The following is a 13,349-nucleotide window of genomic DNA, read 5'->3' on the forward strand; positions in this document are numbered from 1 at the left end:
TCCGAAGTTGCGACGACGGAAATGGGCAACGCATCGGTCATCCGCCATGCCGCAACCGGTCAACCCACAACGACCCAGCCATGCATGCTTACGGGGCATGTTCGGGAGAGCGTCCCATGCGAGCGACTAATGTTACGACCGTTTAGAGCCGCTCGCTCAAACCCAAAACCGAAGCCGCCGACCCGACCCCGCGGCGACCGCTCAGCACATCGCCGAGAACCTCGACGCGTTGCAAGTCCCGTTCGCTCATCGTGATCCAGCCTATCGCCAGCCTCCCAGCCGTCGCAAACCCGACGGAAAACTGACAGTTCTATGTTGCGAGGGACTGACAGTTTCACATTGCGCCTACAGAACAAAGACACATAAGTTAGGTTATGGAAAACAATTCCGCAACCGTCCGCTTCGGTCTTGCGAATTCGAAAGCAAGAATCGGATAGCCTTAACCTGACCGGTTTCGCGACTTTCGGGCCGTTCATCACATGGGAGAATGGCAATGAAACAGCTGGACGGAAAGATTGCAATCGTCACGGGCGCCAGTTCCGGGATCGGGCGCGAGGCGGCGCTGCTGTTCGCCGAGCACGGCGCGCAACTCGTTCTGGTGGCACGGCGGCGTGACGAGTTGGAACGGTTGGCGGATGAGATTCGGGGCAAAGGCGGCGATGCCGTCGCCGTGGCCGGCACCGTCGCGGATGCCGACGTCGCACGCGATGCCGTCCAAACCGCCATCCGCCGGTTCGGCGGACTGGACGTCGCTTTCAACAATGCCGGCACCACCGGCATGCAGGTTCCGCTTCCCGATATGACGGCTGAGATGTGGCACGAGGTGATCGATACCAACCTGACCAGCGCCTTCCATGCTGCCAAGCACCAGATTCCGGCGATGCTCTCCCGCGGCGGCGGATCGCTGATCTTCACCTCGACCTTTGTCGGCCACACCGTCGGCTTTCCCGGAATGGCCGCCTATGCCGCCAGCAAGGCCGGATTGATCGGCCTGACGCAGGTGATCGCGGCGGAATACGGGCCGCAAGGCATCCGCGCCAACGCCCTGCTGCCGGGTGGTACCGATACGCCGATGGGACGGGCGGTGTCGAACACACCGGAGGCGCTGGCCTTCGTGCAGGGGCTTCACGCCCTGAAACGCCTCGCGACGCCGCGGGAAATCGCACAGTCGGCGCTCTATCTGGCGTCGGACGCGTCCAGTTTCACCACAGGAACCGCGCTGCTGGTAGACGGAGGCGTGTCGATCACCCGGACCTGACACGAACGGGCAGGGCCGCACGCCATTCACCGGCGTCCGGCCCTGCCCTATCCCTCCTGCCCTATTCCGCCGCCTGAGGCCGCAGCGGCTGGACCACGTCGCCCTTGAGATTCATCGCCTTGGCCAACGCATCGATGCGGCGCTGGACCGCTTCGCCGGCCGGGACGCTGCCGTCGTCGGGCAGGGTCAGCACGATACGGCCATCGCCGACCTTCAGGCTCGTCCGCTCCAGCAAGGCCGTGGCGCCGCCCGACAGCGTGTGGGCAAGGCGCAGGGCCAGCCCCAGCACCAGCGCCTTCATGCCCTGCCCTTCGCTCACCAGCGTCCGCACCGGCGCGGTCAGCGGCATATCGATGGTGCCGGCATAGCGGGCATGGGCGGCAAGCGCGAGGAAGGCACGCTCGTCATGGTCCAGCGCCGGAAACGGATAACGCAGCACGCGCAGGAAGGCATGCTCCGCCCGGTAGTCGGGATGGTCGGCCCAGCCGACGTCGCTCAGCAGGCAGGCGGCATGGCGCAGCCGGATGGCGTTGTCGTCCTCGCCGGCGAAAAGCCCGGCGGTCCAGGACATCAGCAGGGCCGGATCGCCCATCCGCACGAAACGCCGCGCCCAATCGGCGGCCGACGCCATCAGCGGATCCTCACGCTGCCCCTCCGGCGAGAGCAGAGAATAGAGATGCCCTTCGCGCAGGCCGTAGGCGGAGAAGACCAGCTTCGACGGTTGGGCGATGCGCAGCAGCCGTTCCAGCACCAGCCCGGCGAGAGGCAGCGTGTCGAGCCGGCGGCGCGATCCCGCCATCTTCTCCAGCGACGAGCGGCTCTGCCGGCCGATCAGGCCGGTGAACTCCCGCGCGTCGGCGGATGGAATGGTGTAGTGGTGGATGATGTGCAGCGGGTGGCCGGACTGCTCCATATGCAGCTTGGCGATGGCGCGCCAGCTGCCGCCGACCGGGTAGAAGGGCCGTCCCTTCATCGCCGGCAGCCAGGGCAGCGATTCCAGATGCTGGTCGATCAGCTTGGCCGGGCCGCCCTTGGTCGAGCCGACCTCCATCAGCCGCAGCGGGCCGAGCGGCAGCGTCACCTGCTTGCCGATCACCCCGCGGTCGAGCGTCACCAACTCCAGGCTGCCGCCGCCGAGATCGCCGACGAGACCGTCCGCGCCGGGGGTGCCCGACAGCACGCCCATGGCCGACAGCCGCGCCTCCTCCTCGCCACTGATGACGCGGACGGTCAGGCCGGCCCGGCGCCGGATGGCATCGACGAAGGCGGCACCGTCGCGGGCATCGCGCACGGCGGCGGTGGCGATCACGTCGAGCCGGCCGACGCGCATGCCCTGGGCCAGGGTCGCAAACCGCTCCAGCGCCGCCAGCCCCTGGGCGACACCGTCGGGGTTCAGCACGCCGGCCTTCTCGACGCCGCGCCCCAGACCGCACAGCACCTTCTCGTTGAACAGGGCAAGCGGCGAGCGGGTCAGCCCATCATAGACGACGAGACGGATGGAGTTCGACCCGATGTCGATCACGCCCACCCGCTCTCCGACGCGCTCACCGGCGGTCGCAACGCCCGAAGCGCCGACGCCAAAAGATCCGACACCCGCCTGCCCCAGCTCGCCGAAATTGGCGGCGGCGCGTTTCTCCATGCTCATACTCTCACTCCCGTCACCCGCCCTCAGGACACCGTGTGCAGCATCAGCCGCGGCGGCGTGCGCTTATTGCTGAGCGCGCTGCCCCGGCCGGACAGGCTGGGGTTGGTCATGAAGTAATTATGGGCACTGAACGCATCGGGGCCAGCCTTGATGCGATGGTACACGCCATCGGGCCCCAGCTTCCAGGTGCTCGCGTCGTCCTTCATGTTGGCGACCATGATCTGGTCGAGCACCTGTTCGTGCACCGTCGGATTCTCGATCGGCACCAGCGTCTCGATGCGGCGGTCCAGGTTGCGGGTCATCCAGTCGGCGGAGGAGATGAAGATCTTGGCCTGGTTGCTCGGCATGGGATGGCCGTTGCCGAAGCAGATGACGCGGCCATGCTCAAGGAAGCGGCCGACGATGCTGCGCACCCGGATGTTTTCCGACAGCCCCTTCACCCCTGGCCGCAGGCAGCAGATGCCGCGGATGATCATGTCGATCTGCACGCCCGCCTGCGAGGCCTTGTACAGCTTGTCGATGATGACAGGATCGACCAGGGAGTTCAGCTTCACCCAGATGGACGCCGGACGCCCGGCGGCGGCATGGGCGATCTCCGCCTCGATCAGGTCCGAAAGCCGCTGGCGCAGCGTGATCGGCGCTATGGCGATCTTCTCCAGCACCTTCGGCGTGGCGTAGCCGGTCATGAAGTTGAACATCACGGCGGCGTCGTGGCACAGCGCCGGGTCGCAGGTGAAGAAGGAGAGGTCGGTGTAGACCTTGGCGGTGATCGGGTGGTAATTGCCGGTGCCGAAATGGACGTAGCTGCGCAGCGCCTTCTTCTCGCGCCGCACCACCAGCGACACCTTGGCGTGGGTCTTCAGATCGACGAAGCCGTAGACGACCTGGGCGCCGGCACGTTCAAGATCGCGCGCCCAACGGATGTTCGCCTCCTCGTCGAAGCGGGCCTTCAGCTCGACCAGAGCCGTGACCGACTTGCCGGCCTCCGCCGCCTCGATCAGCGCGGCGACGATGGGGCTGTCCTTGCTGGTGCGGTAGAGCGTCTGCTTGATCGCCACCACCTGCGGGTCGCGCGCCGCCTGCCGGATGAACTGCACCACCACGTCGAACGACTCGTACGGGTGGTGGACGACAATGTCCTTGTGGCGGATCGCCGCGAAGCAGTCGCCGCCGAAATCGCGGATCCGTTCAGGGAAGCGGGCGTTGAAGGGACGGAAGACCAGGTCCGGCCGCTCGTCGACGATCAGCAGCTTGGTGTCGGTCAGGCCGATCAGCCCGTCCAGGATGAAGACGTCGTCCGACGCGACGTTCAGTTCATGCCGCAGGAACTCACGCAGGTCGGCCGCCATGCCGCTGTCGGTGGCGAGCCGGATGACGCTGCCGCGGCGGCGGCGCTTCAGCGCGCTTTCAAAGGTGCGGACAAGGTCTTCCGCCTCTTCCTCGATTTCGATCTCGCTGTCGCGCAGCACGCGGAAAACGCCATGCGCCTTGACCTGGAACGGAGGGAACAGGCGGTCGATGAACTGCATCACCACCTTTTCCAGCTGGATGAAGCGGATGTCCGATCCCGGCAGGCGCAGGAACCGCTCAAGCTGGGTCGGCAGCGGCACCAGCGCGTCGATGTGCCGGCCCTTGACCGGGTCGTGCAGCTGGAGCGCCAGCGAAAAGCCCAAATTCGGCAGGAACGGGAAGGGGTGGGCCGGATCGACGGCAATGGGCGTCAGGATCGGGAAGATATCGTCCAGGAACTTGGCTTCCAGCCAGTCCAGTTCGCCTTCGCTGAGGTCGGCCGGATCGACGACCGAGATGCCGGCACCACGCAGTTCACCTTTCAGCGAACGCCACGTGGCCTGCTGGCTCTCCATCAGGGCGGCGATGCGCTGCTTCACCGCGACCAGCTGCTGGGCGGGCGTCAGATTCTCAGGGCTGGGCGTTTTCACGCCGGCGGCGACCTGCCCTTTCAGGCCGGCAACGCGGACCATGTAGAATTCGTCGAGGTTGCTGGCGGAGATCGACAGGAAGCGCAGTCGCTCCAGAAGCGGGTGATTCGGGTTGGCCGCCTCGTCCAGGACGCGCTGGTTGAAGGCCAGCCACGAAAGCTCCCGATTGATGAAGCGTTCCGGGGCGTTTGGCTCGATACCGACCGAATCGAGTTCCTGGAGATGCGTCACGTCGACCTCTGAAATCGTGAAATCCCGAACGCCGGCGCTTGGCTTTGAACCATGCCGACGACGGTTATATGGTGGGCAGACAGAGTATCCCATATGCGTTACGGTTTCAGGACTCCCATTTGGTTAAACACTGCGACTTCTTCCCGCTTCGCCCTGCCCCACCCCTCGCCCCTCCCCTGCCGGTCGATTTCCGCCATGAAGACGCTGTTTCTGCTGCGCCATGCCAAATCCTCCTGGGACGATCCGTCGCTGGGCGACCATGACCGCCCGTTGAACGCCCGCGGAGAAAAGGCGGCCACCCTGGTCGGCGCCTATCTGGCCAAGCACAACGCGCACATCGACCTCGTGCTCTGTTCCACCGCCGTGCGGGCCGTGGAGACGCGCAAGCGGGTGATGACGGCGATGGGTGCACCCTATCCGCCGGTGGAGCATGAACGCGGCCTGTATCTGTGCGGCGCCCACACGCTGCTGGAGCGCCTGCGCGACGCACCCGATTCCGCGACCGGGCTGATGCTGGTGGCGCACAATCCCGACCTGCACGAACTGGCGAACGCCCTGACCGGCAGCGGCGATCATGGCCTCCGCCACGATCTGGCCGACAAATTCCCGACCGGCGCCTGCGCCGTTCTGGTCTTCGAGACGCTGCATTGGGCCGACCTGGAGATGGGCGCCGGCAGGCTGGCGGATTTTGTGCAGCCGCGTAAACTCTCTTAACCTGCGGCGGCGGTTGGGGTATCCACGGATCCACCTGATACGCTCCAGGCCGGTTCGGCCGCAAGGCCGCGCCCCGGCCGGATTCGGGAGGAAGCCGACCCTTGACCCCCGTCAGCCCGCCCACGGCACCGCCCGTCAGCCCGCAGTCCGGCCCCGACGCCCAGCCGGCCGCCTCGACGTTCCGCGAGGTGGAGTTGAAGCTGCATGCGGCGACGGCGGATCTGGCGCGGGTGGCGGCGCTGCCGGGGCTGTTGGCGATTGCCGACGGTCCGGCAGCGACCCAAAGGCTGCGAACCGCCTATTTCGACACGCCCGACTTCAAGCTCGCCGCCAACGGGGTGGCGTTGCGCGTGCGGCAGGAGGGGGACCGTTTCCTCCAGACCCTGAAGACGGTCAACAGCGCCAGCCCCGGCGATTCGGCCGCCGTCGCCGTGCGGCGGGAGTGGGAATGGGTCGTCGCCGGCGAGGCCGTCGATGTCGGCGCGTTGACGGATCCCAGCGTCGCCGGGCTGGTGCCGTCGGCGGCGCTCGATGCGCTGGATTGCCTGTTCATCACCGATTTCCGGCGCACCACCCTGCTGCTGCGCCCCGATCCGCTGACCGCGGTCGAGCTGGCCGTCGATGACGGCGGCGTCTATGCCGGCGGCAACTCCCTGCCGATCAGCGAAGTGGAACTGGAGCTGAAAGCCGGCAAGGTCGCCAGCCTGTTCGATCTGGCGCTGATGCTGCAGGCTGCCATTCCCATGCGCATCGGCACCGAAAGCAAGGCGGAGGCCGGCCTGCGGATGGTCACCGGCAGGGCGCCGGGACCGGCGGAAGCCGAACCGCTCGGCCTGTCGCCGCTGACCACCGTGGCGGAAGCCTATCGCCACATTCTGCGTCAGGCGCTGCGCCAGTTCCTGGCCAACGAGTCCTGCGCGCTGGCCGGCGGCGACGTGGAGGGGCTGCATCGCATGCGCGTGGCTCTTCGCCGGCTGCGCACCGCCCACCGCCTCTTCGCTCCGCTGATCGCCGCGCCGGAGGCCGACCGGCTGGTCGAGGAAAGCCGCGGGCTCGCCAAGCGGCTGGGACCGGCACGCGGCTGGGACGTGCTGATGTCCGGCGTCCTCGCTCCCCTCCTTGCCGACCCGACGGCGGCTCCGGGCATCGACCGTGCGGAGTTGGGACGGCTGGAATCGCTGGCCCGCTCCGCCGGTGCCGGTCCGGCACGCGAAGCGATGGCGGCGATTCTGGCGCCCGGCTGCACCACCACGGTCCTCGGCCTCGCCGCGTGGCTGGAGCATGGCCTTTGGATGTCGGAGGCGGAGGGCGACCGGCGGGCCATGCTGTCGGCGCCGGTCACCACGCTTGCCGGCGGCTGGCTGTCTGCCCGCATGGCAAAGCTCGGCAAAGCGGCGAAACCGCCGGAGGATGCCAAGGGGCGCGACAAGCTGCGCCGGCGGCTGCGCACGCTGCGCTATACCGCCGATTTCTTCCGGGGACTGTATCCAGAGGCGGCCACCCTGCCCTTCTTCGCGGCGCTGGAACAGTTGCAGGCGGCGCTGGACGCCGATCAGGACGCCGTCACCGGCACCCGCATGCTCGCATCGCTGTCCGGCGCCGACCCGAAGACGGTCGGCGCGGTCGCCGCCTGGATCGAGCGCCAATCCGAAAAGCGGCGCAAGGCTCTGCCCGAGCTGTGGAAGCGGTTCCGGGCCGTTCCGCCCTTCTGGTCATGACCGACCCGCGCGGGGCGCCGGTGGCAATACCGCGCCTGGCGCATATATCGTCAGCCGACCGGCGGGAGGGGGCCAATTGAGCCATTTCCTCTGCCGGCCGATTTTCGTCATGCGTCGCGGCGCCTTGCCGCTTTCCATCCGGAAAAGCTTCGGGTAAAAGAACACTCCATGAACAAGTACATCAGCGTCCGCGGCGCGCGGGAACATAACCTGAAGAACGTCGATGTGGATCTGCCGCGCGACGAGCTGATCGTCATCACCGGCCTGTCGGGATCGGGCAAGTCGTCGCTCGCCTTCGACACGATCTATGCCGAGGGGCAGCGGCGCTATGTGGAGAGCCTGTCGGCCTACGCGCGCCAGTTCCTCGAGCTGATGCAGAAGCCGGACGTCGATTCCATCGAGGGCCTGTCGCCGGCCATCTCCATCGAACAGAAGACGACCTCCAAGAATCCGCGCTCCACCGTCGGCACGGTGACGGAAATCTACGACTATATGCGCCTGCTCTGGGCGCGCGTCGGCATCCCCTATTCGCCGGCCACCGGCCTGCCGATCGAAAGCCAGACGGTCAGCCAGATGGTCGACCGCATCATGGCGATGCCGGAGGGCACGCGCCTGCTGCTGCTGGCGCCCTTCGTCCGCGGCCGCAAGGGCGAGTACAAGAAGGAAATCCAGGACCTGCGCAAGCGCGGCTTCCAGCGCGTGCGGGTCGACGGGACCATGTACGAGATCGACGAGGTGCCGGCGCTCAACAAGAAGCTGAAGCACGACATCGAGGTGGTGGTCGACCGCATCGTGGTCCGCGAGGGGCTGGGCAACCGTCTGGCCAATTCGCTGGAGACCGCGCTGGGGCTGGCCGACGGCATCGTCTGGGTCGAGAATGCCGAGACCAACGAGCAGACCGTCTTCTCGCAGAAATTCGCCTGCCCGGTCAGCGGCTTCACCATTCCGGAGATCGAGCCGCGGCTGTTCTCCTTCAACAACCCGTTCGGCGCTTGCCCGGCTTGCGACGGGCTGGGCAGCAAGATCTATTTCGACCCGATGCTGGTGGTCCCGGACGAGCGGCTGTCGCTGTCCAAGGGAGCCATCGCGCCGTGGGCTGGGTCCACCTCCAAATACTATGACCAGACGCTCGAGAGCATCTGCGAGCATTTCGATGCGTCGATGACAACGCCCTGGCAGGATCTGCCGGAGAAGGTGCGCAAGACGATCCTGTTCGGCTCGGACGGGTCGGCCATCACCATGACCTATGACGACGGCCTGCGGCGCTATGAGACCAACAAGGCGTTCGAAGGCATCGTCAACAATCTGGAGCGGCGTTTCCGCGAGACCGACAGCGCCTGGACGCGCGACGAGCTGTCGAAATACCAGTCCTCCCAGCCCTGCGAGGTTTGCAAGGGCGCCCGCCTGAAGCCGGAGGCGCTGGCGGTCAAGATCCGCGGCCGCAACATTTCCGAAGCGGCGGAACTGTCCATCGCCGGCGCCGGTGCCTGGTTCAGCGAACTGAACGAGCATCTGCGCCCGAAAGACCGCGAGATCGCCTACCGAATCCTCAAGGAGATCAACGAGCGCCTCGGTTTCCTCAATGCGGTGGGGCTTGAGTACCTGACGCTCAGCCGCGGGTCGGGCACGCTGTCGGGCGGCGAGAGCCAGCGGATCCGGCTCGCCTCGCAGATCGGCTCCGGCCTGACCGGCGTACTGTATGTGCTGGACGAACCGTCCATCGGCCTGCACCAGCGCGACAATGACCGGCTGCTGGAGACCCTGAAGCGCCTGCGCGACATCGGCAACACCGTGGTCGTCGTCGAACATGACGAGGATGCGATCCGCAGCGCCGACTATCTGGTCGACATGGGACCCGGCGCCGGCCAGCATGGCGGTTCGGTCATCGCGCAGGGGACACCGGAGGAGGTTCAGAAGAACCCCGACAGCATCACCGCCCAGTATCTGAACGGCACCCGCTTCGTTCCGGTGCCCGACACCCGCCGGCCCGGCCATCCCGGCCAGTTCCTGGAGGTGCAGGGCGCGCGGGCCAACAATTTGCAGAACGTCTCGACCAAAATTCCGCTCGGCACCTTCACCTGCGTGACCGGCGTGTCCGGCGGCGGCAAGTCCACGCTGATCATCGAGACGCTGTACAAGGCGGTCGCGCGCAAGCTGATGGGCGCCCGCGAGCATCCGGCCGAACATGACGCCGTGCTTGGGCTGGAGCATCTGGACAAGGTCATCGACATCGACCAGTCGCCGATCGGCCGCACCCCGCGCTCCAACCCGGCGACCTATACCGGGGCCTTCACGCCGATGCGCGACTGGTTTGCCGGACTGCCGGAGGCAAAGGCGCGCGGCTACGGTCCGGGCCGCTTCTCCTTCAACGTCAAGGGCGGGCGCTGCGAGGCCTGCCAGGGCGACGGTGTCATCAAGATCGAGATGCACTTCCTGCCCGACGTCTATGTCACCTGCGATGTCTGCCACGGCAAGCGCTACAACCGCGAGACGCTGGAAGTCACCTACCGCGACAAGACCATCGCCGACGTGCTGGACATGACGGTCGAGGAGGGCAAGGAGTTCTTCAAGGCGGTTCCCGGCATCCGCGACAAGCTGGACACGCTGGAACGCGTCGGCCTTGGCTACATCCACATCGGGCAGGCGGCAACCACCCTGTCGGGCGGCGAGGCGCAGCGCGTCAAGCTGTCCAAGGAATTGAGCCGCCGCGCCACCGGCCGCACGCTGTACATCCTCGACGAACCGACCACCGGCCTGCATTTCGCCGACGTCGAAAAGCTGATGGAGGTGCTGCACGCGCTGGTCGACCAGGGCAACACGGTGCTGGTTATCGAGCACAATCTGGAGGTTATCAAGACCGCCGACTGGATCATCGACCTGGGGCCGGAGGGCGGGACCGGCGGCGGCGAGATCGTCGCCGAGGGCACGCCGGAGGAAGTCGCCAAGGTCGAGCGCAGCTATACCGGCCGCTATCTCGCCCCCTACCTAAAGGCGAAGCCGGCGGTGCGGAAATCGGCAACCCGAAAGAGGGCGTGAACAAACGCAAGCTGCGCCTTGTTCTTGCAGGCAGACTTCGCACTGCATGGGAGACGAGGGGCATGAGCAAGACGCTTCTGACCGGTGTGGGGGCCGCCCTTGGTGCGGCCCTGCTGCTGGCGGCCTGCGGGTCCGACAAATCCACCACCAGCACGACCACCACGACGACGACGACCCCCAGCTATGGCTCGACCACCGTGGCGCCGGCTCCGACCGGCTCCACCACCGTCGAACGCAGCACGACGACGAAGAGCGAGTGAGCCACTGCTTGGTTGACGCCCCAGGCTCACTGTTCCGCTTGGCTCGATGTTCTGACTGACTCCTGATCGACTTGCAGCCGGCCTTCCCCGTGAAGGCCGGCTGATCTGTGTCTGACGGCAGCCGTTTGAGGACTGTCGTTTTGGAAGCGGACAGCCTAGATTGCGCGTCAATCATCCGCAGTCTTCTGTTTGGAAAATCGCTTCTATGACCGACACCCTTCGCCCCGTCCATGTCATCGGCGGCGGTCTCGCCGGCTCGGAAGCCGCTTGGCAGCTCGCCTCCCGCGGCGTGCCCGTCGTGCTGCACGAGATGCGGCCAGTCCGCAAGACCGAGGCCCATGATACCGACAAGCTTGCGGAGCTGGTCTGTTCCAACTCCTTCCGGTCGGACGATGCCGAATACAATGCGGTCGGGCTGCTGCATGAGGAGATGCGGCGCTGCGGCTCGCTGATCCTGCGCTGCGCCGACGCGCACAAGGTGCCGGCCGGCGGCGCGCTGGCCATGGACCGCGACGGCTTTGCCGATGCGGTGACGGAAGCCGTCTCCACCCATCCGCTGATCACCATCCAGCGCGAGGAAGTTGCCGGCCTGCCGCCGGAGGAGTGGGACAGCGTCATCGTCGCCACCGGCCCCCTCACCTCCCCCGCCCTTGCAGAGGCGGTGCGCGACCAGACCGGCGAGGAGTCGCTGGCCTTCTTCGACGCCATCGCCCCCATCGTCTATCTGGAGAGTGTGGACCTGTCCAAGGCATGGTTCCAGTCGCGCTACGACAAGCCCGGTCCCGGCGGCACCGGCAAGGACTACATCAATTGCGCCTTCGAGAAGGACGAGTACCGCGCCTTCATCGCCGCGCTGATCGAGGGCGAGAAGCTCGACTTCAAGGAGTGGGAGAAGAACACTCCCTACTTTGAAGGCTGCCTGCCGATCGAGGTGATGGCGGAGCGCGGCGTCGATACCCTGCGCTACGGCCCGATGAAGCCGGTCGGCCTGACCAACCCGCACAAGCCGGAACGCCGCCCCTATGCGGTGGTCCAGCTGCGCCAGGACAATGCGCTGGGCACGCTGTACAACCTCGTCGGCTTCCAGACCAAGCTGCGCCATGCCGAACAGGCCCGCATCTTCCGCATGATCCCCGGCCTGGAGAATGCCGAGTTCGCCCGGCTCGGCGGCATGCACCGCAACACCTTCCTGAACAGTCCGCGCATCCTGGACGGCGCCCTGCGGCTGAAGTCGCTGCCGCGCCTGCGCTTCGCCGGTCAGGTCACCGGCTGCGAAGGCTATGTGGAGAGTGCGGCGGTCGGCCTGCTCGCCGGCCGTTTCGCCGCGGCGGAGCGTCTGGGGCAAGAGATCAGCGCTCCCCCGGTGACCACGGCGCTCGGCGCCATCCTCGGCCACATCACCGGCGGGGCGGAGGCGGAAACCTACCAGCCGATGAACGTCAATTTCGGCCTGTTCCCGCCGGTGGACGACAAGATCCGCGGCCGCGACCGCAAGCTGGCCTACACCCGCCGGGCGATGGCCGACCTTGACGGCTGGCTGCACGGCTGACCGGCGGGTTTCCGCGATGCCCGGGCGTCAGTAGCGCCCGCGCATCGCCGCCCAGCCCATCCGAAGCTGACGGAATGGATTGGCCAACAGGACGCGCGGGGCGAACACGTCGTTGCCCTCGCGCGCGATCACGCCCAGATGCAGGTCGGCCAGCGTCGCCGGTAGCAGCGCCGGAACCGCGGCCTTCGGCAATTCGCGGCGCAGCTTGCGGGCCTCGGCCAGATGCCCGCGCGCCACATCGGCGATCTCGCCCACCACCGGCCGCAATTCCGGCGTCGAGCGTCCGGCGAACAGATCCTCAGCTTTGGCACCATGGCGCTGCATCAAATCGTCCGGCAGGCGCAGACGGTGCTGACGCGCCAGGAACGGCACCGCGCGCAGGATGCCGGACAGGGCATAGGCGATGCCGACATGGCGCCCGGCCGCCATCGCCGCCGCATCCCGCGCGCCCAGGATCTCCAGCGCCAACTGGACCAGCGGCGCCCCGGTCACTTCGGCATAATTGACCAGACAGGTCAGGTCGGCCGGCGGCGTGTCGTCCAGATCGGCTTCCCGGGCGTCGACCAGCCGGTCGAACAGGGCACGGCTCAATCCCAGCCCGCGCGCCGCCTGCGCCAGGGGCTCCATCACCTCATGCCGGGGTACGGGTCCATCCTCATAGACGGCTTCGATCCCGTCGCGCCAGAATTGAAGTCTCATCTGGCCAAGGATCGGTTCACTGACCACCTCGCGCGTCTTCGCGATCTCAAGGTTGAAGGCGTAGAGTGCGAACGTCGCCTCGCGCCTGTCGGCGGGGGTGAACAGACCTGCCAAAAAGTGGTCGTTGTCATATTTCCGAACCTCCCGTCCGCAATAGGACAGGTCGGTCGCAGCCTTCACCATGGGATGCCCGATTGGAAAAAGAGGGGAGGAGCGATGGAAGGACGGGCCAAAGCCTGTTGCTACGCCTATATGAAGCACACACGGTCGCACCGCCAGCCCCGACGCGCAGCAGGCAG

Annotated in this window: 9 protein-coding genes; 6 read left to right on the forward strand and 3 right to left on the reverse strand. The window is 66.7% G+C overall.

The window, feature by feature from the left end:
- Positions 1–493 precede the first annotated feature (493 nt).
- The gene (locus tag ACWPN8_RS08800; RefSeq protein ID WP_492240539.1) at positions 494–1,258 is read left to right on the forward strand and encodes an SDR family oxidoreductase; all 765 of its coding nucleotides are present in this window, start codon (positions 494–496) and stop codon (positions 1,256–1,258) included.
- A gap of 61 nt (positions 1,259–1,319) precedes the next feature.
- Here ACWPN8_RS08800 and ACWPN8_RS08805 read toward each other — a convergent pair whose 3' ends face one another.
- Together ACWPN8_RS08805 and ACWPN8_RS08810 are read right to left on the reverse strand one after the other, a co-directional pair.
- The gene (locus tag ACWPN8_RS08805; RefSeq protein WP_492240540.1) at positions 1,320–2,903 is read right to left on the reverse strand and encodes a Ppx/GppA phosphatase family protein; all 1,584 of its coding nucleotides are present in this window, start codon (positions 2,901–2,903) and stop codon (positions 1,320–1,322) included.
- 23 nt (positions 2,904–2,926) lie between these two features.
- The gene (locus ACWPN8_RS08810; protein WP_109446200.1) at positions 2,927–5,074 is read right to left on the reverse strand and encodes an RNA degradosome polyphosphate kinase; all 2,148 of its coding nucleotides are present in this window, start codon (positions 5,072–5,074) and stop codon (positions 2,927–2,929) included.
- Positions 5,075–5,269: 195 nt separating this feature from the next.
- On the opposite strand from ACWPN8_RS08810, the gene ACWPN8_RS08815 reads away from it, so the two are divergent.
- From ACWPN8_RS08815 to trmFO, 5 genes are all read left to right on the forward strand, one after another.
- The gene (locus tag ACWPN8_RS08815; protein WP_109446202.1) at positions 5,270–5,788 is read left to right on the forward strand and encodes a SixA phosphatase family protein; all 519 of its coding nucleotides are present in this window, start codon (positions 5,270–5,272) and stop codon (positions 5,786–5,788) included.
- Positions 5,789–5,889: 101 nt separating this feature from the next.
- Positions 5,890–7,506, forward strand: a complete 1,617-nt coding sequence (locus ACWPN8_RS08820; RefSeq protein ID WP_492240541.1) for a CYTH and CHAD domain-containing protein — start codon at positions 5,890–5,892, stop codon at positions 7,504–7,506.
- Between the two features lie 168 nt (positions 7,507–7,674).
- Positions 7,675–10,542, forward strand: a complete 2,868-nt coding sequence (gene uvrA / locus ACWPN8_RS08825; protein ID WP_492240542.1) for an excinuclease ABC subunit UvrA — start codon at positions 7,675–7,677, stop codon at positions 10,540–10,542.
- Positions 10,543–10,604: 62 nt separating this feature from the next.
- Positions 10,605–10,802, forward strand: coding sequence for a hypothetical protein (locus ACWPN8_RS08830; protein WP_109446208.1), 198 nt, complete (start codon positions 10,605–10,607; stop codon positions 10,800–10,802).
- A 205-nt stretch (positions 10,803–11,007) separates the two neighbouring features.
- Positions 11,008–12,351 (forward strand): methylenetetrahydrofolate--tRNA-(uracil(54)-C(5))-methyltransferase (FADH(2)-oxidizing) TrmFO, encoded by a 1,344-nt coding sequence (gene trmFO, locus ACWPN8_RS08835; protein WP_492240543.1) that lies wholly within the window; start codon positions 11,008–11,010, stop codon positions 12,349–12,351.
- Between the two features lie 27 nt (positions 12,352–12,378).
- On the opposite strand, the gene ACWPN8_RS08840 is transcribed toward trmFO, so the two are convergent.
- Positions 12,379–13,233: a phytoene/squalene synthase family protein gene (locus tag ACWPN8_RS08840; RefSeq protein WP_492240544.1), complete on the reverse strand. Its 855-nt coding sequence runs from the start codon at positions 13,231–13,233 to the stop codon at positions 12,379–12,381.
- Positions 13,234–13,349: the final 116 nt, after the last annotated feature.

The organism is Azospirillum sp. UENF 112521 (assembly GCF_058780665.1).

Bases quoted from the DNA above. Each gene is read 5' to 3' on its own strand.
- ACWPN8_RS08800 (WP_492240539.1), top strand. From the start codon at position 494: ATGAAACAGCTGGACGGAAAGATTGCAATCGTCACGGGCGCCAGTTCC.
- ACWPN8_RS08840 (WP_492240544.1), bottom strand. From the start codon at position 13,233: ATGGTGAAGGCTGCGACCGACCTGTCCTATTGCGGACGGGAGGTTCGG.
- trmFO (WP_492240543.1), top strand. From the start codon at position 11,008: ATGACCGACACCCTTCGCCCCGTCCATGTCATCGGCGGCGGTCTCGCC.
- uvrA (WP_492240542.1), top strand. From the start codon at position 7,675: ATGAACAAGTACATCAGCGTCCGCGGCGCGCGGGAACATAACCTGAAG.
- ACWPN8_RS08815 (WP_109446202.1), top strand. From the start codon at position 5,270: ATGAAGACGCTGTTTCTGCTGCGCCATGCCAAATCCTCCTGGGACGAT.
- ACWPN8_RS08805 (WP_492240540.1), bottom strand. From the start codon at position 2,903: ATGAGCATGGAGAAACGCGCCGCCGCCAATTTCGGCGAGCTGGGGCAG.
- ACWPN8_RS08830 (WP_109446208.1), top strand. From the start codon at position 10,605: ATGAGCAAGACGCTTCTGACCGGTGTGGGGGCCGCCCTTGGTGCGGCC.